The 26,088-nt window shown below is 75.4% G+C and carries 22 protein-coding genes; 9 read left to right on the top strand and 13 right to left on the bottom strand.

The genetic code is table 11. The features are described from left to right. The first annotated feature begins 451 nt into the window (after positions 1-451). Positions 452-1,051 carry an HdeD family acid-resistance protein gene (locus tag ACFWA9_RS23255; protein ID WP_329490438.1) on the top strand — a complete coding sequence of 200 codons (600 nt, stop codon included), beginning with the start codon at positions 452-454 and terminating at the stop codon, positions 1,049-1,051. A 41-nt stretch (positions 1,052-1,092) separates the two neighbouring features. Here ACFWA9_RS23255 and ACFWA9_RS23260 read toward each other — a convergent pair whose 3' ends face one another. The 3 genes from ACFWA9_RS23260 to ACFWA9_RS23270 are packed head-to-tail and all read right to left on the bottom strand — an operon-like array spanning position 1,093 to position 3,845. Further along, the gene (locus tag ACFWA9_RS23260) at positions 1,093-1,758 is read right to left on the bottom strand and encodes a DUF6461 domain-containing protein (RefSeq protein ID WP_380389446.1); all 666 of its coding nucleotides are present in this window, start codon (positions 1,756-1,758) and stop codon (positions 1,093-1,095) included. Between the two features lie 50 nt (positions 1,759-1,808). Continuing rightward, on the bottom strand, positions 1,809-3,197 hold the full coding sequence (locus ACFWA9_RS23265; protein ID WP_380389448.1) for a CoA transferase: 1,389 nt from the start codon (positions 3,195-3,197) through the stop codon (positions 1,809-1,811). A 21-nt stretch (positions 3,198-3,218) separates the two neighbouring features. Continuing rightward, the gene (locus ACFWA9_RS23270) at positions 3,219-3,845 is read right to left on the bottom strand and encodes a LysE family translocator (RefSeq protein WP_380389450.1); all 627 of its coding nucleotides are present in this window, start codon (positions 3,843-3,845) and stop codon (positions 3,219-3,221) included. 117 nt (positions 3,846-3,962) lie between these two features. Between ACFWA9_RS23270 and ACFWA9_RS23275 the strand changes: the two genes are divergently transcribed. After that, entirely contained in the window at positions 3,963-4,421 is a 459-nt protein-coding gene (locus ACFWA9_RS23275; RefSeq protein ID WP_329490434.1) for an Lrp/AsnC family transcriptional regulator, read from the top strand. Between the two features lie 23 nt (positions 4,422-4,444). On the opposite strand, the gene ACFWA9_RS23280 is transcribed toward ACFWA9_RS23275, so the two are convergent. Both ACFWA9_RS23280 and ACFWA9_RS23285 read right to left on the bottom strand, forming a co-directional pair. Next, the gene (locus tag ACFWA9_RS23280; protein WP_380389452.1) at positions 4,445-5,755 is read right to left on the bottom strand and encodes a cytochrome P450; all 1,311 of its coding nucleotides are present in this window, start codon (positions 5,753-5,755) and stop codon (positions 4,445-4,447) included. Positions 5,756-5,844: 89 nt separating this feature from the next. Next, positions 5,845-7,173 (bottom strand): ATP-binding protein, encoded by a 1,329-nt coding sequence (locus ACFWA9_RS23285; RefSeq protein ID WP_380389454.1) that lies wholly within the window; start codon positions 7,171-7,173, stop codon positions 5,845-5,847. 404 nt (positions 7,174-7,577) lie between these two features. On the opposite strand from ACFWA9_RS23285, the gene ACFWA9_RS23290 reads away from it, so the two are divergent. Beyond that, on the top strand, positions 7,578-8,456 hold the full coding sequence (locus ACFWA9_RS23290) for a hypothetical protein (protein ID WP_380389456.1): 879 nt from the start codon (positions 7,578-7,580) through the stop codon (positions 8,454-8,456). Positions 8,457-8,705: 249 nt separating this feature from the next. On the opposite strand, the gene ACFWA9_RS23295 is transcribed toward ACFWA9_RS23290, so the two are convergent. Next, positions 8,706-8,999 carry a zf-HC2 domain-containing protein gene (locus ACFWA9_RS23295; protein ID WP_329490430.1) on the bottom strand — a complete coding sequence of 98 codons (294 nt, stop codon included), beginning with the start codon at positions 8,997-8,999 and terminating at the stop codon, positions 8,706-8,708. Between the two features lie 55 nt (positions 9,000-9,054). On the opposite strand from ACFWA9_RS23295, the gene ACFWA9_RS23300 reads away from it, so the two are divergent. Further along, positions 9,055-9,645: a sigma-70 family RNA polymerase sigma factor gene (locus ACFWA9_RS23300; protein ID WP_352287374.1), complete on the top strand. Its 591-nt coding sequence runs from the start codon at positions 9,055-9,057 to the stop codon at positions 9,643-9,645. 155 nt (positions 9,646-9,800) lie between these two features. Here the strand turns inward: ACFWA9_RS23300 and ACFWA9_RS23305 are convergent, their stop codons facing one another. After that, positions 9,801-10,466 (bottom strand): NAD(P)-binding domain-containing protein, encoded by a 666-nt coding sequence (locus ACFWA9_RS23305; RefSeq protein ID WP_352287377.1) that lies wholly within the window; start codon positions 10,464-10,466, stop codon positions 9,801-9,803. Positions 10,467-10,842: 376 nt separating this feature from the next. Here ACFWA9_RS23305 and ACFWA9_RS23310 point away from each other — a divergent pair, with 376 nt between their 5' ends. The 3 genes from ACFWA9_RS23310 (at position 10,843) to ACFWA9_RS23320 (ending at position 14,883) form a co-directional block, all read left to right on the top strand. Further along, positions 10,843-12,306, top strand: a complete 1,464-nt coding sequence (locus tag ACFWA9_RS23310) for an MFS transporter (protein WP_380389459.1) — start codon at positions 10,843-10,845, stop codon at positions 12,304-12,306. 46 nt (positions 12,307-12,352) lie between these two features. Continuing rightward, entirely contained in the window at positions 12,353-13,687 is a 1,335-nt protein-coding gene (locus ACFWA9_RS23315; RefSeq protein ID WP_380389461.1) for a cytochrome P450, read from the top strand. A 107-nt stretch (positions 13,688-13,794) separates the two neighbouring features. Continuing rightward, on the top strand, positions 13,795-14,883 hold the full coding sequence (locus ACFWA9_RS23320; RefSeq protein WP_380389463.1) for an L-tyrosine/L-tryptophan isonitrile synthase family protein: 1,089 nt from the start codon (positions 13,795-13,797) through the stop codon (positions 14,881-14,883). On the opposite strand, the gene ACFWA9_RS23325 is transcribed toward ACFWA9_RS23320, so the two are convergent. The 3 genes from ACFWA9_RS23325 to ACFWA9_RS23335 are packed head-to-tail and all read right to left on the bottom strand — an operon-like array spanning position 14,868 to position 17,849. Then, positions 14,868-15,677: an ABC transporter ATP-binding protein gene (locus tag ACFWA9_RS23325; RefSeq protein WP_380389465.1), complete on the bottom strand. Its 810-nt coding sequence runs from the start codon at positions 15,675-15,677 to the stop codon at positions 14,868-14,870. The genes ACFWA9_RS23320 and ACFWA9_RS23325 overlap by 16 nt on opposite strands. Beyond that, positions 15,674-16,753: a FecCD family ABC transporter permease gene (locus ACFWA9_RS23330; protein ID WP_380389467.1), complete on the bottom strand. Its 1,080-nt coding sequence runs from the start codon at positions 16,751-16,753 to the stop codon at positions 15,674-15,676. The genes ACFWA9_RS23325 and ACFWA9_RS23330 overlap by 4 nt, the downstream gene beginning before the upstream one ends. A gap of 4 nt (positions 16,754-16,757) precedes the next feature. After that, positions 16,758-17,849 (bottom strand): ABC transporter substrate-binding protein, encoded by a 1,092-nt coding sequence (locus ACFWA9_RS23335; RefSeq protein WP_380389469.1) that lies wholly within the window; start codon positions 17,847-17,849, stop codon positions 16,758-16,760. A 131-nt stretch (positions 17,850-17,980) separates the two neighbouring features. Here ACFWA9_RS23335 and ACFWA9_RS23340 point away from each other — a divergent pair, with 131 nt between their 5' ends. Together ACFWA9_RS23340 and ACFWA9_RS23345 are read left to right on the top strand one after the other, a co-directional pair. Then, complete coding sequence (locus ACFWA9_RS23340) at positions 17,981-18,898, top strand: helical backbone metal receptor (RefSeq protein ID WP_380389471.1); 918 nt, start codon at positions 17,981-17,983, stop codon at positions 18,896-18,898. Between the two features lie 160 nt (positions 18,899-19,058). Next, positions 19,059-20,105: a transglycosylase SLT domain-containing protein gene (locus ACFWA9_RS23345; protein ID WP_380389473.1), complete on the top strand. Its 1,047-nt coding sequence runs from the start codon at positions 19,059-19,061 to the stop codon at positions 20,103-20,105. 77 nt (positions 20,106-20,182) lie between these two features. Here ACFWA9_RS23345 and ACFWA9_RS23350 read toward each other — a convergent pair whose 3' ends face one another. From ACFWA9_RS23350 to ACFWA9_RS23360, 3 genes are all read right to left on the bottom strand, one after another. Then, entirely contained in the window at positions 20,183-22,417 is a 2,235-nt protein-coding gene (locus ACFWA9_RS23350; RefSeq protein ID WP_380389475.1) for a hypothetical protein, read from the bottom strand. Between the two features lie 206 nt (positions 22,418-22,623). Further along, complete coding sequence (locus ACFWA9_RS23355) at positions 22,624-24,189, bottom strand: lipase maturation factor family protein (protein WP_380389477.1); 1,566 nt, start codon at positions 24,187-24,189, stop codon at positions 22,624-22,626. Positions 24,190-24,696: 507 nt separating this feature from the next. Next, the gene (locus ACFWA9_RS23360; protein WP_380389479.1) at positions 24,697-25,770 is read right to left on the bottom strand and encodes a GAF domain-containing protein; all 1,074 of its coding nucleotides are present in this window, start codon (positions 25,768-25,770) and stop codon (positions 24,697-24,699) included. Between the last annotated feature and the right edge of the window lie 318 nt (positions 25,771-26,088).

Here is a 26,088-nt window from a genome sequence, read left to right on the forward strand (position 1 = left end):
TAGGTCTCCTTCCGTGGTGGTGGCGGTGGTGGGGGCCCCCCGGCGGGCGGCGCCGGGCGGCCCGGGGTGAGCGGGTACAGCCCCGGAGGGTGGGGGGGGGGGCGGGGCCCGCCCCCCCCGCCCGTCCGTCAGTCCTCGGCCACCACACGGGTGTTGCGCCGGGCGAGCCCGCTGCGGCCGGCGGCGACCACGATCCGGTCACCCGCTTAGGGGCGGCAGGTGCGGTCGGCGTGGTTCCGGGTGCAGACGGCTCGCCCGGAGAGGTCCCCCACCCTTCCGACGTCATACCACCGGACCACACCGACGGCGAACGATGGGGAGATGTCCTTCCGGTGTCCGGGGGGATCGGTTCCGTCCCCCGGACGGGCGAACCCGACGGGCGGTGCGCCGCCCCCGCGACGATCGTCAGGAGTGTCCTCCGCCCCTCCCAAGCCGCCAGGAGTACACCACCGTGGTCTCCCCGATCATCACCCCCGACGGTTCGCCGGTCCGGGGCCCGCTCGGAATGCTCGCCAAGGCCGCCTGGCAGGTGCTGCTGCTCGCCGGGCTCGTCTCGCTCGCCCTCGGGATCATCGTCTTCGCCTGGCCGAAGCAGACGCTGATGGTCGTGGGCGTGCTGTTCGGCCTCTACCTGCTGGTCATCGGCATCGTGCAGCTGGTCGCCGCCTTCGGGACCCATGTCACCACCGCGATGCGGGTGCTGGCCTTCATCAGCGGCGCGCTCTGCGTCCTGCTCGGCCTGCTGTGCTTCCGCAGCGCGGTGCAGTCGCTCCTGCTGCTGGCGCTCTGGATCGGCATCGGCTGGCTGTTCCGGGGCATCACCCAGCTCGTCGCCGCGATCTCGGACGCCGACATGCCGGCGCGCGGCTGGCAGGCCTTCGCCGGGGCGGCCAACACCGTGGCCGGTGTGCTGCTGATGGTCTGGCCGGTCGGCTCGATCACCGCCCTGACCGTGCTCGCCGGGTGCTGGCTGCTGTTCCTCGGCCTGATCGAGATCATCACCGCCTTCCAGGTCCGCAGCCGGGCCAAGGAGATCCCCTCCGGCGTCTGACGACCGCGGCCCCGCGCCCCGGCGGACGCCCGGCAGCGGCCCTACGGCACGGGGGCGTAGCCGATCACGAACTCCGCCGCCCGCAGCCGCTCCGGGGTCAGCCGCAGCCCGGTGAGCTCCTCGCCGAGGGCGAAGGCCGCGGGCGTGGTCCGGTCGATGCCGCGCCCCTCGGCCGTGCTGAGGTCGAAGCCGACCGCCGTCAGCAGCTCCGCCACCGCGTCCGCGTCGGCGCCGTCGCGGTCCGCCGGGAAGAGCGGCTCGAAGTGCAGCCGGTTCCGCGCGCCCTCCTGCCAGTGGAAGTGGTCCACCGCGTTGACGTTCCGGAAGTGCGAGACCAGCCTGGTGCCCTCGGCGAGGTGGGGCAGCAGGCCCCAGCTGGTCCCGAGGTAGCCGTTGACCTCCAGGGCCACCGCCCAGCCGTCGAGTTCGGCGGCGGCGACGAGCAGCAGCTCCTCGTCGCCGCCGAGCGCCCCGTCGCCGTGGCCGTCCTCGTCGCCGTCCTCGTCGGTGTCGCCGCCGTCCTCGTACCGGTCCCAGGCCGCCAGGACCTCCGGGGTACCGGTGACCCGCCGGCCGGGGGCGGCGCCGAAACGGCGGAGCAGCTCGCCGGCGGACACCCCCTCGACCATGGTCAGGCAGTACGCCTCCATGAGGGTGGCGAACTCCCCGGAGTCGAGCCAGGCGTAGTCGCTCGCGTGCGCGGTCATACCGGGATCCTGCCACCCGCCGCCGACAGCTCCCCGGCGGCGGCCGCCCGTCAGCTCCAGGCCGGCGCGTCCGTGCCCCAGCGGCCCGGCGGGCGGGACCAGTCGGCGGGGCCGCCCTGGTAGCCGATCGGCGGGAGCGCGTACCGCAGCCGCCCGTACGGGGAGTCCGCCTCGGTCAGCCACCGCTGCGGGTCGTAGGGCTCCGCGGCCGCCGGGCCGGGGGCGGCGGGCCCGATGCCGTGCTGCAGCCAGGAGGCGGTACCGGCCAGCGAGAAGCGCAGGTGGCGGCCGCCGGGGCGGCCGGTGCGCTGCTCGGTGAGGGCGCGCAGGACGCCGGCGGCGATCAGGTAGCCCGTCCCGTGGTCGAGCGCCTGGGCGGGCAGCGCACCGGGGCGGCCGTCGGCGCCGGCCTCCGTGACGGCGATGCCGACACCGGCCTGGACCAGGCTGTCGAAGCCGCGGCGCCCGGCCCAGGGGCCGGTCCGGCCCCAGGCGTGGAGCTGGGCGACGACCAGGCCGGGGCGCCGTTCGAGCAGGGCGTCGGGCGCCAGGCCGAAGGCGTCCAGGGCGCCGGGGCGGTAGCCGGTGACGACGACGTCGGCGGTGGCCAGCAGCTCCTCGAAGACCGCGCGGTCGCCGGGGGCGGCGAGGTCCAGCCGGGTGGAGCGCTTGCCGGAGCCGGTGTCGGCGTGGGCGTCCTCGGCCTCGGGCAGCCGGGGCGAGTCGACCCGCAGGACGTCGGCGCCCAGCAGGGCGAGCGTGCGGGTGGCGACGGGGCCGGCGATCACCCGGGTGAGGTCGAGCACGCGGACGCCCTCGGCGGGCAGACCGGCGGGGCCGAGCGGGCGGGCGGCGGCCCCGTCCGTGACCCGGGTCTCGACCAGCGGGACCGCGGGGCCGCCGGCCGGCGCGACGGCCACCGCGAGCGCTCCCGCCCGGTAGGCGCGCTCCTGGATCCACTCGGCCGGGTGCTCGCGCAGCGTCGCGGCCAGCGGTTCGGGGCCGGTGTCGGCGGGCAGTCCGAGCGCGGTGAGCAGCCGGGCCCGGTGGTGCGGGTAGTTGGCGTGGGTGCGGACCCAGCCGTCGGCGGTCTGCCAGAAGCCGGAGAGCGGGGCGAAGCTGACGGGGGCGCGGCCGTCGATCCGCAGGTGGCGTTCGCTGACGAAGGCGGTGGCCACCGCGCCCTGGTCGATCCGGACCGCCGGCACCGGGCCGCCCGACCGCAGCGCGGACAGCTCCCCGGCGGCCAGCGAGCAGGCGGCGACGGTGGCCCGGGCCAGCTGCCGGACCGGCAGCCGGGCGGGCAGCACGCCCTCGGGCCCGTGGAAGGAGACCCGCTCCACCAGGTCGGCGGGCCCGCCCAGAGCGGCCCAGGCGTGCGCGGTGGGGCCGTCGGGGGCGGCGGCGGGCGGGGTGGCGGGTGGCGGACGCTCTGTCATGCCCGCATTCTGCTCCGGTTCTCAGGCGCTCGCCGTGACGCCCGCCACCAGCATCAGCAGCACCGCGGAGACCATCGTCATCCGCCGGGCGGCCTGCGGGGTGGCGCCGAACCGGCCGCCCAGCCGGCCACTGGCGTGCGCGACCAGGGCGTAGACGACCGCGCAGGCCAGCACATTGAGCGAGCCGAGCGCGAGCACCTGGCCGCCGACCGGCAGCGCGGCGGCCGGGTCGACGAACTGCGGCACCAGGGAGAGGTAGAGCAGCAGGCCCTTGGGGTTGAGCAGGGCGGTGAGCATGCTCTGGCGCAGCACGGTGGCGGTGGGCTGCGGCGGTGCCTGCGCGAAGGCGGTGGCCCCGCCCCGGCGCAGCGCGAGGAGCATGCCGGCCGCCAGCACCAGCAGGTACCCGGCGCCGACCAGCCGGAGCACGGGCAGGACGGCGGGCACCGCCCGCAGCGCGGCGGCGAGGCCGGCGCTGGAGAGCAGGGTGTGCACGGCGTATCCGGCGCAGACGCCGGCGACGGCGACCAGTGCGGCGCGGCGGCCCTGGCCGAGGCCGCGGGCGGCGATGTAGAGCCAGTCGGGGCCGGGGGTGCAGACCAGGAGCAGGTCGACCCCCAGGAAGAGGAGGAGGGCGTGCGTGTCCATGGTCGTGACCTGTCGTGTTCGTTCCGGCGCTACGGTCACTGAAGGTAGCCGGAACGGCTCGGCACACGATGGCCACTTCATGCCCGTTCGGCCCGTGATTTGGCAGAATATTGCGCTATGGACCGTATCGACCGCAGAATCCTCCGCGAGCTCCAGCAGGAGGGCCGCCTCACCAACGCCGAACTGGCCGCCCGGGTGGACCTCACCCCCTCGCCGTGCCTGCGCCGGGTCCGGCAGCTGGAGCAGGACGGCGTGATCCGCGGCTACCGGGCGCTGCTGGACGGCGCGGCGGTGGGCCGCGGCTTCCAGCCCTTCGTGACGATCACCATGCGGCACGAGGACCGGGCGACGGTGGCCGAGTTCGAACACCGGGTGGCGGAGCTGCCCGAGGTGGTGGAGGCGCACCGGCTCTTCGGCGAACCGGACTACCTGCTGCGGATCGCGGTGGCGGACATCGCGGCCTACGAGCGGTTCATCACCGACGTGCTCTCCGGGCTGCCCGGGATCGCCCAGGTGAACTCGCACCTGACCATGAAGCAGGTGAAGGCCGACCGCGGCATCCCGACCGGCGGGTAGCCGCCCACGGGGGCGGAGCCGCGTCAGAACGTGAAGCGCAGCGCCCGCACCCGGTGGTCGAAGTTGGACGGGATCAGCTCCGGCTCGCCCACCGAGCGGGCCTGCGGCAGGCGGGTGAAGAGCTCCCGGTAGAGCACCTTCATCTCCTGCCGGGCGAGGTGCGCGCCCAGGCAGTAGTGCGGCCCGCCGCCGCCGAAGCCGAGGTGGGGGTTGGGGGTGCGGGTGATGTCGAAGGCGTCCGGGTCGGTGAAGACGCTCTCGTCGCGGTTGGCGGAGCCGAAGAAGAGCACCGCCTTCTCCCCCGCCCGCAGCAGGGGGCCCTCGGGGCCGCCCAGCCGGTGGTCGACGGCCAGGGTGCGGCGGAACTGGATGATCGGCGTCGCGTGGCGGACGATCTCGTCCACCGCCCCGCCGAGGTGGCGGTCCGGGTCGCCGAGCAGCAGGGCCCGCTGCTCGGGGTGGACGGTGAGCAGGTGCAGGCCGTGGGCCAGTGCGTTGCGGGTGGTCTCGACACCGGCGACCAGCAGCAGGGAGAAGAACGCGCCGAGCTCCCGGCCGGTCAGCCGGCGGCCGTCGACGTCGGCGGTGACCAGGGCGGAGATCAGGTCGTCGGTGGGCCGGCGGCGCCGCTCCCGGCCGAGTTCGGCGACCATGCCCTGCATCCGGGCGAGCGCCCGCAGGCCGCGCCCGGGCACCCGGATCCGACTGCGCAGCGGCCGGGCCACCCCGGTGTTCTCGGAGGCGTGGTTGACCTGGTCGAGGATCGCGCGGCGGGGCTCCTCCGGGATGCCCATCATGTTGCAGATGACCTGGAAGGGGAGCTCGGCGGCGACCGAGGTGACGAAGTCCTCGGGCCGGTCCCGTGCCACTCGGTCGATCAGGCGGGCGGCGACCAGGCGGATGTCGTCCTCGACCCGGGCGATCAGGCGCGGCGTGAACGCCCGGGAGACGATCCGGCGCAGCTGGGCGTGGCGGGGGTCGTCCAGGTTGACCATCGAGTCGCCGAACAGCGCCCGGACCCAGCGGGCGGGTTCGGGGGTGGTGACCCCGGGACCGCTGAGGAACACCGCGGGGGTGCGGCTGGCCTCGACCACGTCGGCGTGCCGGACCAGGGCGTGGTAGCCCTTGGCGCCCTTGGCGCCCTTGGCACTCCTGCCGCTCCTGGCGCCCTTGGCGCCGCCGGCCCGCTCCCCGGCCCGTTCGCCGACGAAGACCGGGCCGGGGAGTCGGCGCAGCTCGGCGAAGGCGGCGGCCCGGGCCGGCGCGGGCAGCTGCCAGAACCCGGGGTCGGCGAGGTCGACGGCGGGGGTGTCCGTCGCGGCCACTGTGCCCATGCCGGGCCTCCTGTCCTGTCGGTGCCCACATTTAGTCAGCACCGACCGGCAGGGTGTCAAACCGCAACTACCATGCGATGAAACGATATTCAGACGCGCGCATGCGAGGTGATGTCCGCGCCGAACTCCTCGATCATCGCCGGGGTGACGGTCGGCCGGGCCCGGGCGATGGCCGCCAGGTAGTCCTCGGTGCTCGCCCCGTCGGCGGCGTCCGGCCCCGTCACGGCGGCCCCGAGGGGGCCCGCTCCGGCAGGGTCCGCTCCGGCAGGGTCCGCTCCGGCGAGGTCCCGTTCGAAGGCCGCCTGGGCGGCGACCCGGGCGGCGTGCTCGATGTCCGCCGGGGTGAACAGCTCGCTCGCCCCCACCAGCGCGTCGAGGTCCACGTCCGCCCGGCCGGCCGCGTACCGGGACCAGATGGCGGAGCGCGCGGCCGGGTCCGGAGTGCCGATCGGGATCAGGTAGTCGAAGCGGCCCGGGCGCAGGAACGCCGGGTCCAGCGAGCGGATCGAGTTGGTGGCGCAGACCAGCAGCCGTTCCTCGCCCTCCCGGAACCCCGGGATGAGCTTGAGCAGCTCGTTGGTGACGCCGTGCATGCCGCCCTGGACGCCCTCGGTGCGCAGCGGCGCGATCTCCTCCACCTCGTCGATGAAGACCAGCGCGCGCTCCAGCCGGCCGATCCGGGCGAAGGCGTCGCGCAGCGCGGCCGCCAGGTTGCCCTCGTCGGCCAGCCGGGACGGCAGCAGTTCGACGAACGGCCAGCCGAGCCGGGAGGCGATCGCCCGGGCGAAGGTGGTCTTGCCGGTACCGGGCGGTCCGAACAGGGCGATCGCGCGCGGCGGGCGCACACCGTGCCGGGCGGCCCGCTCGGGCTCGGCGAGCGGCGCCACCACCCGGCGCTCGATCAGGTTCTTCTCGGTCTCCATCCCGGCCACCTTGGCCCAGAGGTCGCCCGGCAGCAGCCGGCCGCCGAGTTCCTCCAGGAGCCCGCTCGCCGCGCCCGCCTGCGGCTCGTCCTTCTCGAAGTAGGCGGCCGCGGGGCGGCGGGTGTAGCCGGCGTTGTGCAGGCCCTCGCCGAGCAGTTCCTCCTCGGGCAGCACGTAGGCGATGCGGCGCACCCGGCAGGCCACCAGCCGGCGCTCCAGCTCGCGCAGCAGCGAACTCGCCAGGCCCCGGCCGCGCCAGGCCGGCGCGATCGCGATCCGCATCACCCAGGCGCGCTCGCCCGCCACGCAGGCGAGCGCGGCACCGATCGGCGCCCCCTGGTGCACGGCGACCACGGCCGGCTGGCGCGAGGTCAGCGCGCTGATGCACTCCGCCAGGGAGAACACCGACTCCTGGCCGAGCTCCGCCGTGGTGTCGATCAAGTGGACCACCGCCGCGAGGTCGTCCTCGCGATAGTCGTGAACCAGCCAGTACATCGGCCCGCCCGCCTCTCCGTGCTCACCGGCCCGTGCCGTCGTCGACCGGCGGCGCGGCGCCGCGCGGTGCCCAGACGGTACGGGCGGGCGCGGGCGGCGGTCCCGTGCCGGAACGGACAAGCCGGGGCCGGGCAACCGTACGAACCGCCTCTGGCGCGCCGCCCTCGGGGGCCCGCGACGGCCGTGCACCGGCCGGGCGGCGGCGGTCCGGCCGACCCCGGTCGACCCCGGTCGACCGCCCCGGTCGACTGCCCCTCCGATCGCCCGTCCGATCGCTTGGCCGACTGCCCGTCCGGGCAGCCGGGACCGGGCGGCCGGGCATGTTCTCACGGGGCCGAACCGGCCAATACCCGAGGGCGCGGTCCTGGCCCGCCGGGGCGAATGCGACGATGAGTGTCATCGTGATGACCGACCGAATCCGCGCACTGCGCGCCGTGGTCTTCGCCGCGCTCTGCGTGGCGCTGGCCGCCGCGGCGCACGTCACCATGGCCGGCGCCGGGGTCTCCCCGCCGGTCCTGGCGGGCGCCTTCGGTCTCACCCTCGGCTTCGGCTGGCTGCTGGCCGGCAAGCGGCGGGGACTCGGTCCGATCAGTGTCTGGATGGTCGCCGCGCAGAGCGCGCTGCACCTGATGTTCGAACAGGCCGGGGCCCTGGCCGCCGACCGCGGCGGGTTCGGCCGCGTCGCCACGACGGACTGGGCCGGCCTGCTGCTCTGCAATCCGGACCAGACGCCCACCGGGCTCTCCCCCGCCGACCTGGCCCGGATGGCCGGGATCGACCCCGACGTGCCGCCCGCCACGGGCGTCCGCGTCCTGACCGGGACGCACCACCACGGCACCGCGGCCGCGGTGGGCCCGCCTCCGGCCACGGCCGCCGCGGACCACGGGCTGGCGGGCCTGACCGGCGGGTCCGGCCTGTCCGGCGACGCGGCCGGGCTGTCCGGAGCCTCCGGGATGCCGGGGATGTCCGGCCACGGCATGGCGGCCCACTCCATGTCGGCCGGGATGCTCACCGCCCACCTGCTCGCCGCACTCGCCTGCGCGCTGCTGCTCCGGCGCGGCGAGACGGCGCTGACCCGGCTGTTCGAACTGCTCGGAGCACTCGGCACCGTGCTGGCCGGGGTCCTGCTGCTCCCGGTGCTCGCCCTGCTCACCCGACCGCGCGGCTTCGAGCCGCCGGTCCCGCCCCGGCCCGCCGCCCGTCGGGCCCGCCCGCCCCGACCGGTGCTGCTCTCGCACGCCCTCGTCCGGCGCGGGCCGCCGTCCTTCGCTGCCGCCTGCTGACGCGCCCGCCGCCCGACGCCGTTCCGGTGTCCGCGCCGCGGCGGGCAGGTCGCCCCGCGCCGTGGCTAGGCCGCGCCGCCGGGGCCCGGGCCCGCACGCCCCGCCGCCCCCTGCCGGGACACGGCGACCCGTGCGCGTCCACCGACGCCGAGCGCGCCGCCCGCAGCGGCCGCCGCTCCCGAGCACTCTCCTCAGGACCTCTTCATGCCTGACTACGACGGCGCACCGGCCTCGCCCGGCGCCACCGTCCTACCGCTCCGGCCCCGACCCGTCGTCCCCCTGCCCGGGACCGCCCGTCACGCCGGGACCGCCCGCACCCGACCCGCGCCCGCCCAGGCTCGCGAGCAGGTTCGCCGACCATGCCGCCGAGGGGCCGTCCGGGTCGATCCCCGTCGTGCGACCGCGCAGCCGTTCCGCCTGCTCCTGCCAGCCGCGGCAGGCCTCGCAGCGCGCGAGGTGCTTGTCCAGCCGCCGGTCCGGCAGACCGGTCGGCTCACCGTCGAGACGGGCGGACAGAGCAGTACGGAACTGGGCGCATCTCATGTGACCATCGTCCCGCACCGGGCCCCGGGCCGGACCGACCGGGTGGGGGTCCGGCATGGATGACGAGCAGCTGACCGCGCTGGCCCTCGCCGCCCGCGCGGGCCGGCCGGCCGACGTCGAGGCCTTCGTCATGGCCACCCAGCGGGACGTGTGGCGGTTCGTCGCCCATCTGACCGACGTGCAGTCCGCCGACGACCTCGCCCAGGAGACCTTCCTGCGCGCTCTGCGGAGCCTGCCCGGTTTCGCCGGCCGCTCCTCCGCCCGCACCTGGCTGCTCTCGATCGCCCGGCGGACCGTCATCGACCGCTACCGCACCGCCGCCGCCCGCCCGCGCTGCGCCGCCCTGCCGGACTGGGAGGAGGCCGCCGAACGGCAGAGCGCCCCGCCCGCCGCCGGGTTCGAGGACGGCGTCGCGCTCGGCGACCTGCTCGACCGGGTGCCCGCGCAGCGCCGGGAGGCCTTCGTGCTCACCCAGGTGGTCGGCCTGAGCTACGCCGAGGCCGCCGCGGTGGCCGGCTGCCCGGTCGGCACCGTCCGCTCCCGGGTCGCCCGGGCCCGCGAGGAACTGATCGCCCGCCTGCGGGCGGCCGAGACCGGCGACCCGGCGTCCCCGGGACCGGCCACCCCGCTGGCCGCCGCCTGCTGACGCCGCGCCACCGGCCCGGTCGGCGCGTCCGGGCCCGGTTCCTCCCTCATCGGGGAGAGGAACCGGGCGGGCACGCCGACCGGGCCCGGGCCCGGAGCGTCAGGGCTGGCGCGTCGGGCCTGGCGCGTCAGGGCTGGCGCGTCGGGCCTGGCGCGTCAGGCCCGGGCGCGGAAGGCGGCGGGGCGCTCGGGCGAGGCCTCGGCCAGCGCCTTGACGACCGCGTCCACGCCCGCCCGCAGACCGTAGACGGGGGTGTCGGGCTGCTGGCGCCAGGAGTCGTCCAGACCGCCCGCGTCCACGCTGTCGAAGCCCAGCTCGTCGATCAGGGCCCGGACGACGCGCTTGGCGGCCTCGTCGTCACCGGCCACCGGGAGCGCCAGCCGGTCCGGGTCGCCCTGCGGGCGCGGCCGCTCCAGCAGGTCCTCGGCGTAGGTGCCGTTGAAGGCCTTCACCACCGGGTGCCCGAGGTGGCCCTCCGTCCACCGGCTCTCGGTCTGCCCCTCCTCGATGGCCGCGATCCGGCCGTCCCGCTGCTGCGGGTAGTAGTTGCCGGTGTCGATCACGACGAAGCCCTCGGCCGCGCCGTCGAACAGGCCGGACGGCAGGTCCGGCACGTTCTTCAGCGGCACCGTCACCACCACGATCTCGGCGCCGCGCGCCGCCTCCGTCGCGGCGACCGGCGTGGCGCCGGTCTCCTCGGCCAGCGCGGCCAGGGTCTGCGGGCCGCGCGAGTTGGCCACGGACACCTCGTGCCCGAGGGCGGTGAGCCGACGGGTGAGGTTGCCGCCGATGTTGCCCGCGCCGATGATGCCGATCTTCATGATGATCCTTCCGGTCCTGCCGCGATCATGCGTCGTGCCTGGCTGCAACCCCGGAACGGACCGGGCTATTTCCCCGTGCCGCCATCCGTGCGACCCCCGTGCCGCCGTCCGACCGACTCGCGTCCCTGCCGGACCGGCACCGGGCCGACGGGGTCGATCGTGCCGGGAGAACCGGGGCCGAACCAGGGCCGAACAGGCGCTGAACCGGGGGCTTACTAGATCACTAGTGGTCTAGACCAGCCATCCGGTCGCCGCATTCCGGCCAACCGGGAAATTCCCTCAGGTGTTCGGAACCGGAGCTCCCCCGCCCCCGACTGCTGTACCGGACGCCGCCGACGAGGCGGTGTCGCACAGCACGGCAAGCGGAGGAGGACCCATGGCAGCGCGACAGGCGCCGGCCACCGGCGGACCGGGTGACGGTCCGGCAGAGCAGCCGGACCGGTGGATCCTGGTCGTGGCGGCCGGGCTGCTCTCGTTCGTGGCGATGCTCGACATGAACGTCGTCAACCTGGCGCTCACCGACATAGCCGCCGGACTGCACGTCTCGTCGACCACCGCCCAGTGGGCCGTCCTCGGCTACCAGCTCCCGCTGGTGGCGCTGCTGCTGCCGGCCGGGCGCTGGCTCGGCCAGGTCGGCGCCAGGTCCGCCCTGCTGCTGGCCGTCAGCTGCTTCGCGCTCTGCAGCGTGCTCGCCGCCGTCGCCCCGTGGGCGGGCTGGCTGATCGCGGCGCGGCTCGCCCAGGGCGCCTTCGGCGCGGTGCTGTTCGTGCTGATGCCGGTGCTGGCCGCCACCGCCGTCCGGCCCCAGCTGCGCGGCCGGGCGATGAGCGTCCCCGCCACCCTCGGCCCGCTCGGCGCCGTCACCGGGCCGGTGATCGGCGGCCTGCTGCTCGACCACGTCGGCTGGCGGGCCATCTTCCTGGTCAAGCTGCCGGTCTGTCTGGTCGCCCTGGCGATCGCCCACCGGCACGCCCCGCGGGGCGGCCGGCTGCGCCTGCCCGACCGGGGCTCCCTCGGCGACGCCGCGCTGATCGGCTCGGCCGTGGCCGCCGTCATGCTCGGGCTCACCCTCGCCCCCGACCGGCCCGGCCTGCTGCTGCTCGCCCTGCCCGCCGCCCCGCTGGTGGCGCTCTGGCTGCGCCGGCCCGGCGGGCGGCCGGTCACCGCCGTGCTGCGCGCCTCCGGCACCGCGGGCGTGAACGGCTCGGTGCTGGCCCTGGCCGCCGGCTTCGCCGCCACCCACTACCTGCTCGCCCAGCACCTGCGCCGGGACGACGGGATCAGCGCCACCACCACCGCCCTGACCATGCTGGCGTTCCCGCTGGGCATGGTGCTGGCCGGCCGCTTCGGCGGGCGGCTGGCCGACCGCTGGGGCGCCCGGCCCACCGCGCTGACCGGCGCCGTCGTCACCGCCACCGGTCTGCTGCTGCTCGTCCCGCTGGACTCCGGTTGGACGCCGGCCGACATCTCCTGGCGGCTCGCGCTCGCCGGGGCCGGCATGGGCCTCAACGGCGGCCCGGTGCAGGCCCTGGTGATGAGCGCCGCCCGCACCGGGCAACTGGCCACCGCCGGCTCCGTCGTCCAGCTCTCCCGCAGCCTCGGGTTCGCCCTCGGCCCGGCCCTCGGCACCTCCGCCGCCCTGGTCGGCGGCAGTGGCCCCACGGCCGGCCGCGCCGGACTCGTCCTCGCCACGCTGGCCGCCACCACGGCCGTGGCCCTCCTCGCCCTGCACCACCGCGCCCACCGCGCCGCCCGCACCGTGCTCCCCCCGCTCCCCGAGCAGGCCGGGAGCACCGACGGGGCGAGCGGCGCCGACAGCACGACGCGCTCCAGAGCCTGACGAAGCGCCCTCGCGCGCACCACCGATCCCGACCGGAGGACCCCGCATGACCGACACCGTCCACGACCCGACCGCCGGCAGCCCGGCGGACACCCCGCGCTGCCCGTTCGGCTACGACGAACTCCCGGACCCGGTACCGCTGTACGGGCCCGCGTACAAGAGCGACCCCTATCCGCTCTACCGGCGGATGCGGGAGGCCGGGCCGGTCCACCGGGTCCGGTTCCCCAGCGGGATCGCCGCCTGGCTGGTGACCGGCTACCGGGCCGCCCACGAGACCCTCAACGACCCGCGGCTCGGCAAGAACCACGCCCTGGGCAACGAGGGCTGGCGCCGGCTCGCCTCGATCATGCCCGAGCCGCAGCACTCCCAGCTCCAGGTCCACCTGCTGCACCAGGACCCGCCGAAGCACACGCAGATGCGCCGGCTCGTCCTGGACGCCTTCGCGCCGCGCCGGGTGGAGTCCCTGCGGCCGCGCGTCCAGGAGCTCGCCGACGCCCTGGTCGACGAGCTGCCCGGGACCGGCGGCGCCGACCTGGTGGCCGGCTTCGCGGCCCACTACCCCTTCCGGGTGCTCGCCGAAGTCATCGGACTCCCGCCGGAGTTGGCCGCCCGATTCGACCGGGACTGGGGCAAGGTCGTCCAGCCGGTCGGCCCGCAGGACCCGGGCCGGCCGGCCTACGAGGGCCGGCTGCGCGGCCTCCAGGGGTACATCGCCGACGTGGTGGCCCACAAGCGCGCCCACCACGACCCCGCCGGGTCCGACGTCGACCTGCTCGGCCGGCTCGTCGCCGCCTGCGACGCGGGCGAGTTGACCCCCGAGGAGCGCGACTCGATCGTGTTCCAGCTGCTGGTGGCCGGCCAGGAGCCCGTCACCAACCAGATCACCACCATGCTGATCACCCTGCTGCGCCACCCCGAGCAGCTCGCCCGGCTGCGCGACGGCATCGCCGCCGACCCGGGCCTGCTCACCCGCGCGGTGGAGGAACTGCTGCGCCACGACGCCGCGTTCGAGCTCACCACCTGGCGCTTCTTCGCCGAGGACAGCGACCTGTACGGCACGACCGTCCCCGCCGGCGACTCCGTGATCGTCTCGCTCTGCGCCGCCAACCGCGACGACGAGCAGTTCCCCGAGGCCGACGTCCTCGACTTCGACCGCACCCCCAATGCCCACCTGGCCTTCGGCCACGGCATCCACTACTGCCCCGGCGCGGCCCTGGCCCGGCTCGAACTCCAGATCGCCCTCGCCACCCTGCTCACGCGGCTGCCCGGACTGCGGCCGTCCACCGAGGACGGCGCGGGCATCGACGCGCTCACCTGGGTGCCCGCCGTGCTCGCCCGGGGCGTGAACCGCCTCCCGGTCGCCTACGACCGGCGGGTCTGACCGCCCCGAAACCCCCGCGCTCCCTCCCGTCGTCCCGGCGGCCACCGCCGGGCGTGGCTCCCGCCTGCCCCGAAGCCCGCACACCGCTCGTCCCGTGGAGGACCACCATGCCACCTACCGGCGTCGCGACCGACTCCCCGACCGACACCCGTTCCCCGGCCGCCACCGCGGCCGGCACCACCGCCCGACCCGCCGAACACGGGCCCACCGACCACCGAACCGCCGAGCCCCGGCCGGGCGCCGCCCCGCCCGGCGCCGCCCGCCGCCCCGGCGCCCCGGCGCCGGAGTCCGTGCCGCGGATCTGCGCCGCGATCCTGGAGCTGCTGCTCCCGCACCGCCGGGCCTCCGACCCCGAGGTCGACGCCACGACCGCCGACTTCCCGCTCCAGCTGGAGCAGTTGGCCGACTTCGTCGCCGCCGGTGACCCGATCGTGTTCACCCTGCCCGGCTTCCCCTGCAAGTCGCCCAACTCCGCCAAGGTCCTCGGCCACCTGCCCGACGAGGGCGAACGCCTCTCGCTCACCTTCCTCGACCGGCTCTGCGAGGAGATCGGCACGCTCTACGAACCCGGCGCACAGATCCTCATCTGCTCCGACGGCCACATCTTCGGCGACCTCATCCACGTCCCCGACGACCACATCGACGAGTACTCCGACGCGCTCTCCGCGATGATCGCGCGGGAGGGCCTGAGCCACCTCGCCACCTTCGACCTGCGGGCCGTCCTCGGCGACCTGCCGTTCGACGAGAAGCGGGCCCGGGTGCACGCCCAGTACGCCCCCAGCAAGGAGGAGTTGCGCGAGCAGGTGCTCACCGACGAGGAGACCCTGCGCCTCTACCGCGGCATCACCCGGTTCCTCACCGAGGACACCGCCGGCTTCACCGGTACCAGGTCCGCCCTGCAGCGCGACTGCCGGCAGCGCGCGTACGGCGTCATCCAGCGCAGCCGCGCCTGGGGCGACCTGATCGCCGAGCAGCACTCCCGGTCCTTCCGGCTCTCCATCCACCCCCAGCGGGTCGGCGTGGCGAAGTTCGGCATCCGGCTGCTGGAGGCCGCCGACGTCTGGATGACGCCGTGGCACTCCGCGGTGCTCCACCGCCCCGACGGGCGCTGGGAGTTGCTACGCAGCGAGGAGGCCGGGCGGATCGGCCGGCTGGTGGAGCGCGACGGCCGCCCGAGCCACTACGAGACCTCCTGACGTTTCGGCGATCCCGCCATCGAGGCGGGCGTGCGGTGGTCGAACGCGATCAACGGATCACCCGTGAGCGGGTGTTCGACCACCGCCGCCCGCACCCCGAAGACCTTGGCCAACAGCTCGGCGGTCAGCACCTCGCGCGGCGGCCCGGACGCCACCAGGGCGCCTTCGTGCAGAACGTGCAGGCGGTCGCAGACCGAGGCCGCCGCGTTGAGGTCGTGCAGCGCGATCAGCGTGGTGCGGCGCTGTTCGCGCAGCAGCGCGAGCAGCTCGACCTGGTGCCGGACGTCCAGGTGGTTGGTCGGCTCGTCCAGCACCAGGACGTCCGGCTGCTGGGCCAGCGCCCTGGCCAGCAGCACGCGCTGGCGTTCACCGCCGGACAGCTGGGCGAACCGGCGGTCCGCCGCGCCGGCCATCTCGACCCGCTCCAGGGCGTCCGCGACCAGCCGGTGGTCCTCCGCGTCGTCCGACGCGAAGGCCCGCTTGTACGGGGTGCGGCCCATCGTCACGACCTCGCGGACGGTCAACTCGAAGTCCCCGCCGCGCTCCTGGGGCAGCGCCGCGATGTGCCGCGCGGACTGCGCGGCGGTCAGCCCGGCCAGCTCCCGGCCGGCCAGCAGAACCCGCCCGGCACTCGGCCGCAGATGCCGGTAGACGGTGCGCAGCAGGCTGGACTTGCCGCTGCCGTTCGGGCCGACCAGCCCGGCGATCTCCCCCTCCTCGGCGACCAGGTGGACGCCGGCCACCACCGTCCGTCCGGACAGGGTGACACTCAGATCCTCGACCGCGATCCTCAATTCCGCTCCAGTCGTCGGTCCAGCAGGAAGAGCAGGGTGGGCGCGCCGAGCAGCGCGGTGACCACCCCGATGGGGAGCTCCTGGGTGTCCAGGGCGGTCCGGGCGAGGGTGTCGACCACCACCAGCAGCACCGCCCCGGTGAGCGCGGACAGCGGCAGCAGCCGGCGGTGGTCGCCGCCGACCAGCAGCCGGCAGACGTGCGGCACCATCAGCCCGACGAAGCCGATCGCGCCCGAGACGGCGACCAGCACCCCGGTCAGCACGCTGGTGACGACGAAGATCTCGCGGCGCAGCCGGGTGACGTCCACCCCGAGCCCGGCCGCCGTCTCGTCGCCCATCAGCAGCGCGTTCAGGCTCCGCGCGCGGGCCTGGAGCAGCGCCAGCCCGAGGGCCACGGCGACGGCCGGGACGGCCAGTTGACCCCAGACCGCACCGCTGAGGCTGCCCATCAGCCAGAACAGCACGCCCCTGGTCTGCTGTTCGTCGCTGGTCTGCAGGACGAGGTAGCTGGTGAAGCCGGCGAGGAACTGGCCGATGCCGATGCCGGCCAGCACGAGCCGCAGCGGAGAGAACCCGCCGCCGCGCCGGGCCAGCAGCCAGACCAGGGAGAACGCCGCCAGCGCGCCGAGGAAGGCGGCCAGCGAGATGGTCAGCCCGATGGCGCTGCCGAAGGCCAGCTCCAGGCCGAGGCCGCCGCCGAGGACGATCACCGCGACCGCGCCGAGCGAGGCACCGGAGGAGATCCCGAGCAGGTAGGGGTCGGCGAGCGGGTTGCGGACCAGTGCCTGGACGGCGGTGCCGACCAGGCCGAGCCCGGCCCCGACCATCGCCGCCAGCAGGGCGCGCGGGACGCGCAGTTGCCAGACGATGAGATCCCGGGTGCCGGGCTCGGGAGCGCGGCCGGTGAGCCGGTGGGCGACCACCGACCAGACCTCGCCCGGGGCGATGTCCACCGAGCCGAGCGAGACGGCGGCGGTCAGCGCGGCGACCAGGGCGAGGGCGAGCACGACGGCCAGCGGCCCGGCGCGCAGCGTCCCCGTCCGGCTCCGCCTGGCGGCGACGGCGGCCGATGCCACCGGCCTACCGGCCCTTCTCGACGAGCGCCGGGTACACGGTGGCGGCGATCTGCCGCACCGTGTCGGCGTTGCGCACCCCGGCGATGGTGGTGACCTCGGAGCCGATCCGCAGGAAGCGGCCCTCCTGGACGGCCTTCAGGCCCTGGGTCGCGGGGAAGCCGCGCAGGAAGGCCTCGGCGTCCTCGAACGCCTTGCGGTTCTCCTCCTCGGTGCCCCGGTTGCGCACGGCGAGCTGGATCCAGTCCGGGTTCTTGGCGACCACGTCCTCCCAGGACGCCGGCTTGAAGTCGGCGTCGCAGTCGGCGAACACGTTGCGGGCGCCCGCCAGGGTGATGACCGCGTTGGCGACCTGCCGGCCGCAGACCGATATCGGCTGCTTGGTCCCGGCGTCGAAGTCGAACAGGAAGTAGCTCGGCCGCTGGTCGGCGGGCACCGCGGCGGTCGCGGTGCGGACCTCGGCGATCTGCCGCTCCATCCCGGTGACCAGTTCCTCGGCCCTGGCCGCCGTACCGGTCACCGCGCCGAGCCGGCGGATGTCCTCCTCCACCTGGGAGAGGTCGGTGCGCGGCGCGGGGGCGGCCTTCGGCGTACCGGCGCAGGCGGTGGAGAGCAGCATGACGTGCTGGATCCCCGCGGCCGCGAACTCCTGCTCGCTCGGCACCGCGCCCGCCCCGCCCATCATCGGCATCGAGCCGAAGGTGTCCACGTAGAGGTCGGCGCCCGAGCCGAGCAGCTTCTCCTTGGCGATCACCTTGGCGCCCAGGACGGGCACCCTCGCGCCCTGCTCGGCCAGCGCCGCCGGCAGGCTGCCCTTGCCCGGCGGGAACCCGGTGCCGACGACCCGGTCGCCCGCACCGAGCTGGAGCAGCATCTCCAGGGCGGCGGCGTTGCTGGTGACGATCCGCTTCGGGGCCTGCTGGACGGTGGTCTCCTTGCCCTGGCAGTCCGCCACCCTCACCGGGAACCCGGAAGCGGCGGACTGCCCAGCCCCACCGGTCCCGTCACCGCCGGCGCTGCTCCCCCCACCGCCGCTCCCGCAGGCCGTGGCGAACAGGGTGATGGCGGCCGCGATGCCGCAGAACACGCGAGGGCGCATGGAACTCTCCTGGTCAATGATCGTGCTCGGGCCCTTCCTGGGAGCCCGGACCAGGTAGTCGGCCGCCGCACCCGCCCGGTTCCCACGACTTTCCCCCGCCGGACGGGCCCGTTCGGCCTAGGGTTTGCCGCATGGCCTCCCACCTCGCCCAGCCGCCCGAGCCTCCCGGGGCGCCGTCCGACCCGCCGTCAGGGTCCGGTCCGCGAGCGGGGTCCCGGCCGGGCGGGCCCGGCAGGGTGACCGTCGGCGGGCCGCAGCTCCGGGTGGACGACCTCGGGCTGGGGGTGCCGGTCGGGCCCGGCCCGGTCCGGCGGATCGTGTCGCTGGTCCCCTCGCTGACCGAGGCCGTCGCCGCCACCGCTCCCGGCCTGCTGGTCGGCGCCACCGACTGGTGCAGCCACCCCGCCGACCTCGCCGTGGCCAGGATCGGCGGCACCAAGAACCCCGACGTCCGCCGGATCGCGGCCCTCGCGCCGGACCTCGTCCTCGCCAACGACGAGGAGAACCGCCGCCCCGACCTCGACGCGCTGCGCGCCGCCGGCCTCGCCGTCTGGGTCACCGACGTCCGCACCCTGGAGCAGGCCTTCGACTCCCTCCACCGCCTGCTCACCCTCGGCTGCGGACTCCCCCGCCCCGCCTGGCTGGACGCCGCCGAGGCCGCCTGGGCGGACGTCGCCCCGCCCGGACCGGTGCTCCGGCGGGCCGTCGTCCCGGTCTGGCGCCGCCCCTGGATGGTGCTCGGCCGCGACACCTTCGCCGGCGACCTGCTCCGGCACCTCGGCGTCCAGGTGACGCTGCACGCCGGCCACCCGGACCGCTACCCCGCCGTCCCCCTGCCCGAACTCCTCGCGAGCGGGCCCGAGGTGGTCGTCCTCCCGGACGAGCCGTACCGCTTCACCGCCGAGGACGGCCCCGAGGCGTTCCCCGGCATCCCGGCGGCCCTGCTCAGCGGACGCCATCTGACCTGGTACGGACCGTCGTTGGCGCAGGCGCCCCGGGTACTCGCCGCGCAGCTGGCCCGCGCCCGGCCGGGAGCGGCGCCGGACTGACCGGGCCGCCCCGAGCCGGACCGCCACGCGGGCGCCGGGACGCCGGAGCCACGTACCGAACGTCACCCCGGGGCCCGCGCCGGTAGGACGATCACACCGTCGTAGGATGACCGCCTCTCGCCGGGACGGCCGGCGAAAACGGGGGCGGAAATCCATGAAGGTGCGTGCTTCACGGCAGGCGCTGGTTCTCGTGTCGGCGGCGGCCGTGTCGACGGCGCTGCTGACGGGCTGCGGCAGCAAGAAGGCGGACGGCAGCACCGACGCCGCGGCGGGCCCGGCGGTGGCCGCCACCGCCGGGGTCTCGCCTTCCGGGACCCCGACGGCCGATGCCCCGGCGACGGCGAGCCCTTCGCCCGGCACGAGCACCTCGCCCGGCCCCAGCACCTCGCCGAGCGCGACGGCGGGCAAGTCGGCCAAGCCGAGCCCGACCGCGTCGGCGAGCACGGCCAAACCCGGCACCACCAAGCCCGCGGACCCGGCCGCCAAGGCCACCAGCGCGCCCCCGGCGGCCCAGGCGGCCCCGGCCCCGGCAGCCGTCGCCGCGGCGCCCGCACCGACCGCGAAGCCCGGCCCGGTCGCGCCCCCGCCGCCGCCCGCGCCCGCCACCCCGCACGTCCCGCCGCTGCAGAGCGGCTGCACCCCGACCAAGCCCCAGCCCGACGAGCCGAAGGAGGCCGTCGCGGCGGCGCTCGGCTCGGCCGCCGGGCAGTCCCGGACGCTGTTCCTCAGCAACGGCGGCACGGACCGGCTCCCGGCGCTGCCGGTCAACCTGGTCAAGGCGATCGCCTGGCAGGAGAGCGGCTGGCAGTCCGGCATCCTCGCCTGCGACGGCGGCATCGGCACCATGCAGATCATGCCCGCCACCGTCAGCTGGATGAACAGCAAGTTCGGCACCACCTCCGACCCGAAGACGCTGGCCGGCAACGTCCAGCTCGGCACCCAGCTGCTCGACTGGCTGGTCGCCTACTACGGCGACTCCTCCTTCGGCGGGAAGTACGACCTCTCCCCCGACCCGGCCACCGGCCGGACACCGCTGCTCGACCTGGTGATCGCCGCCTACAACGCGGGCGCGGGCAACGTGCACTACAACACCGTCACCGACCCCGTCACGGGCGCGACCGGCGGGAGCGTGGCCATCCCGAACCCGGGCTACGTCGCCAACGTCAAGGCGCTGATGGCCGGCGCCCCCTGGAACAAGGCCGGCTGACCACGGAGCTGACCACGGCGAAGGGCCCGGTGCGGGAGGCGTACCTCCCGCACCGGGCCCTTCGGCGTCGCTTCGGGTCAGCCGCGCGCGGCCGTCACGGCGGCGCCCAGCGCCTCCTTGATGCGCGGGCCGAGGCGGCCGAAGCCCAGCTCCTTCATCGCCGCCCGCAGCAGCTCCTCGTCGCTGCGGTCGACACCGTCACCGTCCACCCAGCGCACGACGGCGAGCAGCTCGTCGGCCGAGTAGGCGGTCACCGGGCGCCCCGGCGTGAAGTCCGGCTTCCCGGGCCCGGCGGCAGGGGCGGCCTTGGGGGCCTTGGCAGCCTTGGGGGTCCTGGGGGCGGGCTCGGGCTTGACGGCCGGCTCCGCCTCGGCGAACGCGACCTCGGCAACCGGCTCCACAACCGCTTCGACATCCGCAGCCTCCGGCTCGACGGCCTCGGCCTCGACCGCGGGCACACCCTCGGCAGCCGGCACGGCTTCAGTCTCGGTCTCGGTCTCGGTCTCGGGCTCCACGACCACGACGACCTCAGCGACCTCAGCGACCGGCTCGGTGACCTCCGGCTCGACCTCGGCAGTCGGCTCGACGACCTCGGCAACCTCGGCAACCTCGGCTACGGACTCGGCCGGAGCCGCCTCGGGCTCGACGGCCTCGTCCTCAACCGCGGGCACACCCTCGGCAGCCGGCACGGCTTCGGTCTCGGACTCCACGACCACGACGACCTCGGCGACCGGCTCGGCAACCTCGACCTCGGCGACCTCGGCAGTCGACTCGGTGACCTCCGGCTCGACCTCGGCAGTCGGCTCGACGACCTCGACGACCTGCGCAGCCTCGGCTACGGACTCGGCCGAAGCCGCCTCGGGCTCGACGACCTCCGGCGCAACGGCCTCGGCCTCAACCGCGGGCACAGCCTCGGCCTTGGGCTCCACGACCTCGGCAACCTCGGCCTCGACCACCTCGGCCGCCGCGACCTCCGGCTCGGCCTCGGCCTGCGCCGGGACAGCCGGAGCCGCGTCCACCAGGTCGTCCGCCGCGGGCGAGGGCGCCGGGAGCGAGACGACGAGCGGCCGGGCCTCGACGGGCTCCTCGGCCGTGGGCTCGTCCGCTCCGGTCGCCGCCTCGGCCACGACCTGCTCGGCCTCCGCCTCGGTCGAGCTGTCGGCCGCCACCGGCTCGGCCTCGGTCTCGACAGTCGCCTCTTCGACAACCGCCTCTTCAACGGCCGCCTCTTCGACAGCCGCCTCTTCGACGACCGTCTCCTCAACGAGCGCCTCGGCGGCGCCCTCCTCCTCGGCGACCGGCTCCACGGCGGCGAGCTCCTCGACGGGCGTCGCCTCCGTCGCCGTCAGACCGTCGCGCTGACCCCCGGCCAGGGCCTGGCGGGCACCGTAGGCAGCCTCGGCAGCGCGGCGGTCGGCGCCGGCGGCGGCGAGCTCGGCGAGCAGGTCGGCCAGACCGGCCTCTTCGAGCGAGGTCCGCAGGGAGCGGATGGTGGGGAGGCGGTAGAGCGTGCCCTCGTCCGCCGCCAGACGCTCCACCAGGTCGATGAGCTCGGGGAACGGCTGTGCTTCCAGGTCGTGCTCGGGCAGCAGCCGGCCCAGGTCGCGCAGCGCGGCACCGATCGCTTCGAAGGCCGCCGCGGTCCGCTCCGCCAGCGGGCCGTCGGCCGGCGGGACGGGCAGCGCGCCCGAGGGGGCGAGGACGGCCCAGGCCCGACGTTCGATCTTGGCCGAGGCGAGCGCCTCGTGCAGCTCCTCGGGGCGGACCTTGCGGCCGCCGGCGACCAGCGCGGCGGCCTGCTTGCGCAGCCCGCGCACCCGGAGGAACGACAGCTTGACGCCGTTCTCGCGCCGCCAGGCGCGGTCGGCCGTGGCGGCGACGAGCGCGTCCAGGTCGGCGTCGTACGCGGCGCCGATCAGGGTCGCGGAGGTCTGGTGGACACGCTGGAGCGTCTCGGCGAACAGCGCCGCGACGGCGACGCTGCCGGGCACCTCGATCCTGGCGTCGGCGGCCAGGGCGGTGACGGCCTCCCAGGTCTGCTGGAGGTCGCTGCCACGGAGTTCGGCGAGGGCGGTGGAGGCGGCGCGGGCGTCCTCGGGGGTGGCGACGGTGTCGACGGCGGCGTACCACGCGTGGGTCCCGGCGGTGAGGGTGAAGGCACCGAGCTCGGCGTAGCGGCCGAGCTCGTCCCGGAGGCCGGTCTCCACCGTGGCCGCCTGGCCGCGGTTCTGATCCGGGTCCGTGGCGTCCTTGGCGTCTGCGGCGGCCTTGGCGTCTGCGGCGTCGGCGTTGCGCGAGTGAAGCACTGTCATGTGAGGTCCGGTTCTGGGCGACTGCGGCGGGGCGGGCGGCGAGGGGGCGGCGGACCGGGTGCGCACGGAGGCCCCGGCGGGAGGGGCTGGGGGCGCGCGTTCGGGCCGCCGGTTGTGGAGGCCAAGAATACGGGTGCCCGTTCGAGCCTTGCACGCACCCACCGTCCGACGGGCCGGTGTGGCGTGCCACACCGCCCGCCCGGCCGCTACTCGGGAGGGCCGGGCGGGTGGTGCGGTGCGGGGCCGGGCGGGTGACCGGACCGCCGTCGCAGACCGTCCAGCGGTACCGAACGGCTCCGGCGGCCGAGCGGCGGCCGGTGACCGGAACGAGTGAGGGTGTCAAGGCTGACCGGCGCGAGGTACTCGTGCAGCGCGGTCCGGTGCCACCACGCGCCGGTGGACCGCAGTTCGTGCCAGTCGGTGAAGCGGTAGCGGTGGAGCGTCGCCCGGACGTGGGTCGGCGGGGCGTCCGGGAACGGGTTGTGACGCAGGAGCCTTAGCGTGGCCGGGTCGTTCGTCAGCAATCGGGCGACGAACGGCAGGAACCAGGGCCGGGCGTACGCGGGCGAGATGGCGGCGAACCACATCAGCCAGTCCAGCCGCAGATGGTAGGGGGCGTACTGGCGCGGCAGGCGGCGCACGTCGCCGGGCTTGCCCTTGAAGCCGTACTCGCGCCAGACCGTCCGCCCGGTGACGGTGGCCTCGTCGGTGCCCTCGACCACCACCTCCAGGCGGATCCGGTTGACGCTGCCGAAGGCGCCGTAGGTGTTGACCAGATGAAGCCGGTTGAAGGATCGGTTCATCACCTGTTCACGGGAGACCATGTTCCGGACCGGCCAGTAGCTGAGCACCGCGACGGCGACGGTCAGCGCGATCACCAGGCCCTCGAACCAGCCGGGGGTACCGCCGTAGGAGCGGGTCCGGAAGGACAGCCCGAAGCGGGCGGGGTCCACGGCGGCGAGGGCGAGGGTGATGGTGAGCCAGTTCAGCCAGGCGAAGTTGCCGGAGGCCACCAGCCAGAGCTGGGTCACCACGACGATCACGGCCGCGTAGCCGGCGACCGGCTGCGGGAGGAGCAGGCCAACCGGTACCAGGAGCTGGGTGACGTGGTTGGCGGCGACCTCGGCCCGGTGCAACGGCCCGGGCAGGTGGTGGAAGAACCAGCTGAGCGGTCCCGGCATCGGCTGGGTCTCGTGGTGGTAGCGCAGACAGGTCAGGTCGCGCCAGCAGCTGTCGCCGCGCAGTTTGATCAGCCCGGCGCCGAACTCGACCCGGAACGCCAGCCAGCGCAGCATCCAGAGCACCGGGAGCGGCGGGGCGACGTCCTGGTTGCCCAGGAAGACGGCGAGGAAGCCGGCCTCCAGCAGCAGGGACTCCCAGCCGAAGGAGTACCAGGTCTGGCCGACGTTGACGATCGACAGGTAGAGCAGCCAGAGCACCGCCCACAGCAGCATCGACGCCCAGAGCGGGACGGCGTCGCCCAGGCCGGCGACCAGGCCTGCCGAGAGCAGGGCGCCCGTGCCGGCGACGGCGGCGAAGAAGCGGTCGCTGTAGTGGAGGTGGAAGAGGCTCGGCGCGCGGCGGAACGGCACCCGGGCGGTGAAGGCGGGCACCGGAAGCATGCCCTCGGCGCCGATCAGGGCCCGGAACTGCGCGGCGGCGGCCACGAATCCGGTCAGGTAGACGACGGCCAGCAGCCGTTGCACGAGGACCCGGCTCGGCCCGTACTCGGGTGCGGCGAACCAGTCGGCGAACCACTCCATGCGGCCCATGCCTACCATCGGTGGCCGTGCCGCGGGCGCCCGTCCGGGGGACGGGGCGTCCGGTTCACCCGCGCGGCGGCCGGGCGGCTCGCAACGAGCTGCGGCAGCGCTGCGGCGGAGGGCGGTGCGGCGGTGCGGCGGCGGACGACGGCGGCCGACGACGGCGGCGGGCTCCCCGCGACGCGCTTCGGCGGGGCTGCGGCCGCGACTACGGCGGCGGGCTCCCGGCGGTCACCGTGGTGGGGCGCCTCTCCTCGGGGGTGAGAGGCGCCCCGGCACGATGGCGGGGCCGGTGGGTGCGGGGTCCGTCCTGGACGTGGCGCCGGTCCGGGACGTGGCGCCGGTCGTGGTCGGGCCGGCGGCGGTGGCCGGTCCGGCGGCTGCGACGGCGGCGGTCGTGTCGGCGGCACCGGTGGTGGTGGTGCCGACGGCGTAAGTCGTGGTCGTGGTCGTGGCGGGGGTCGTGGCAGGGTCCGTGTTCATCGTGGTGGGGGACGGGTGCGGTGGCGTCCGGGGTCAGCCCGGGAGGACCAGCCCGGTCTCCCCGCCGCCGATGCCCGGCCGACCGGTGGCGCCACCACCGCTCTGCTGGAGCCGGTCGACCAGCAGCGCGGCCAGCGTGCCCAGCTCCTCCTCGGTGCGGGACTGCGCGGTGACGTCCATGCCGACCACGAGCACGCCGTTCACCTGGCCGGTCCGCGCGGCCCGCTGCGGGGTGCAGGTGAAGCTGAAGATCTGGTGGATCCGCTGGGCGTCCGGCCGGGTGGACTGGAAACGGACGTCGTTCAGGACGGCGGTCCGACCGGTGTGGTACGCCTCGGCGACCGTCTGCTCCAGCCCGGCGGCGGCCAGCTGCGGATAGGCCTGCCCGATCGAGCCGTGGGCCACCGGCGCACCGAAGGCCTCGACGTGCCCGGGGTTGACGTAGCGGAGCTCCTGCTCGGGCCCGCGGGTCAGCATGATCGGGAACGGCGAACCGTCGAAGGCGGCGAACATCTCCTGCTGCTGGGCGATCAGGTTGTCGCGCAGCCGGATCTCGGAGAGCAGCGCCTCGGCGAGGTGCTGGATGTCGCGCAGCCGCTCGCGCCCCCACTGGCGGGGTTCGCGGTCGAGGACGCAGACGGTGCCGATGACGGTGTCGGTGTCGTCGACCAGCGGGGCGCCGAGGTAGGCGCGCACCCCCAGCTCGTCGACGACCGGGTTCCCGGCGAACCGGGGGTAGGCGAGGACGTCGTCGAGCGCCAGCGGGGAGCGCTGGGCGACCACGTGCGGGCAGAAGCCGTGGCTCAGCGGCATCTCCCGGCTCGGGAGGTCGAAGACGATCCCCCGGTCGGCCCAGGAGCAGCCGGTGTCGCCCGGGGCGGCGGAGTTTGGCGGAATGAAGAGCCCCCGGAACATCTGCCGCTCGTCGTTGATGAAGTTGACCATGGCGATGGGGGCGCGGGTGAGGCTGGCGGCCAGGTGGGCGAAGCGGTCGAAGGCCTCGTCCACGGTGGGTTCGTTGAGACCCAGGATGCGCAGCCGGCGGGTCCGCTCGGACTCGCCGGCGGCACCCGGGAACTGGCCTTGAGTGCTCATCACATCAGTCATGGCGCACATGTAATCAGACCATCGGCGCGATGGACGCTCTCGGCCCACCCGACTCCCACGACTGACGGGCGGTCAAACCCGCACGTGGACGACGCTCCAGCAGGGCCGAAAAGCGGGAATGATCATTCCCCCGCCGCGGCGGCTTTCAATCCTCCTCCGACTTCGGGCGATCCGTTTCGCGCCATTCCAAGATCGACTATGGAGAGGGCCGGATCGCCATACGACAATGAGCCCTGCCGAAAACAGGGACGGGTTTCCGCCAGGATCCCGCCCCGCACATCCGCGCGTACCGGCTGCACCAGGGCAACCGGCCGCCAC

Origin of the sequence: Kitasatospora sp. NPDC059973, from assembly GCF_042737525.1 — a bacterium.
Taxonomy (GTDB): domain Bacteria; phylum Actinomycetota; class Actinomycetes; order Streptomycetales; family Streptomycetaceae; genus Kitasatospora.

Bases quoted from the DNA above. Each gene is read 5' to 3' on its own strand.
- ACFWA9_RS23265 (WP_380389448.1), bottom strand. From the start codon at position 3,197: ATGACAGAGCGTCCGCCACCCGCCACCCCGCCCGCCGCCGCCCCCGAC.
- ACFWA9_RS23315 (WP_380389461.1), top strand. From the start codon at position 12,353: ATGACCGACACCGTCCACGACCCGACCGCCGGCAGCCCGGCGGACACC.
- ACFWA9_RS23260 (WP_380389446.1), bottom strand. From the start codon at position 1,758: ATGACCGCGCACGCGAGCGACTACGCCTGGCTCGACTCCGGGGAGTTC.
- ACFWA9_RS23275 (WP_329490434.1), top strand. From the start codon at position 3,963: ATGGACCGTATCGACCGCAGAATCCTCCGCGAGCTCCAGCAGGAGGGC.
- ACFWA9_RS23290 (WP_380389456.1), top strand. From the start codon at position 7,578: ATGACCGACCGAATCCGCGCACTGCGCGCCGTGGTCTTCGCCGCGCTC.
- ACFWA9_RS23270 (WP_380389450.1), bottom strand. From the start codon at position 3,845: ATGGACACGCACGCCCTCCTCCTCTTCCTGGGGGTCGACCTGCTCCTG.
- ACFWA9_RS23300 (WP_352287374.1), top strand. From the start codon at position 9,055: ATGGATGACGAGCAGCTGACCGCGCTGGCCCTCGCCGCCCGCGCGGGC.
- ACFWA9_RS23285 (WP_380389454.1), bottom strand. From the start codon at position 7,173: ATGTACTGGCTGGTTCACGACTATCGCGAGGACGACCTCGCGGCGGTG.
- ACFWA9_RS23335 (WP_380389469.1), bottom strand. From the start codon at position 17,849: ATGCGCCCTCGCGTGTTCTGCGGCATCGCGGCCGCCATCACCCTGTTC.
- ACFWA9_RS23305 (WP_352287377.1), bottom strand. From the start codon at position 10,466: ATGAAGATCGGCATCATCGGCGCGGGCAACATCGGCGGCAACCTCACC.
- ACFWA9_RS23340 (WP_380389471.1), top strand. From the start codon at position 17,981: ATGGCCTCCCACCTCGCCCAGCCGCCCGAGCCTCCCGGGGCGCCGTCC.
- ACFWA9_RS23350 (WP_380389475.1), bottom strand. From the start codon at position 22,417: ATGACAGTGCTTCACTCGCGCAACGCCGACGCCGCAGACGCCAAGGCC.
- ACFWA9_RS23310 (WP_380389459.1), top strand. From the start codon at position 10,843: ATGGCAGCGCGACAGGCGCCGGCCACCGGCGGACCGGGTGACGGTCCG.
- ACFWA9_RS23360 (WP_380389479.1), bottom strand. From the start codon at position 25,770: ATGACTGATGTGATGAGCACTCAAGGCCAGTTCCCGGGTGCCGCCGGC.
- ACFWA9_RS23355 (WP_380389477.1), bottom strand. From the start codon at position 24,189: ATGGGCCGCATGGAGTGGTTCGCCGACTGGTTCGCCGCACCCGAGTAC.
- ACFWA9_RS23280 (WP_380389452.1), bottom strand. From the start codon at position 5,755: ATGGGCACAGTGGCCGCGACGGACACCCCCGCCGTCGACCTCGCCGAC.
- ACFWA9_RS23295 (WP_329490430.1), bottom strand. From the start codon at position 8,999: ATGAGATGCGCCCAGTTCCGTACTGCTCTGTCCGCCCGTCTCGACGGT.
- ACFWA9_RS23320 (WP_380389463.1), top strand. From the start codon at position 13,795: ATGCCACCTACCGGCGTCGCGACCGACTCCCCGACCGACACCCGTTCC.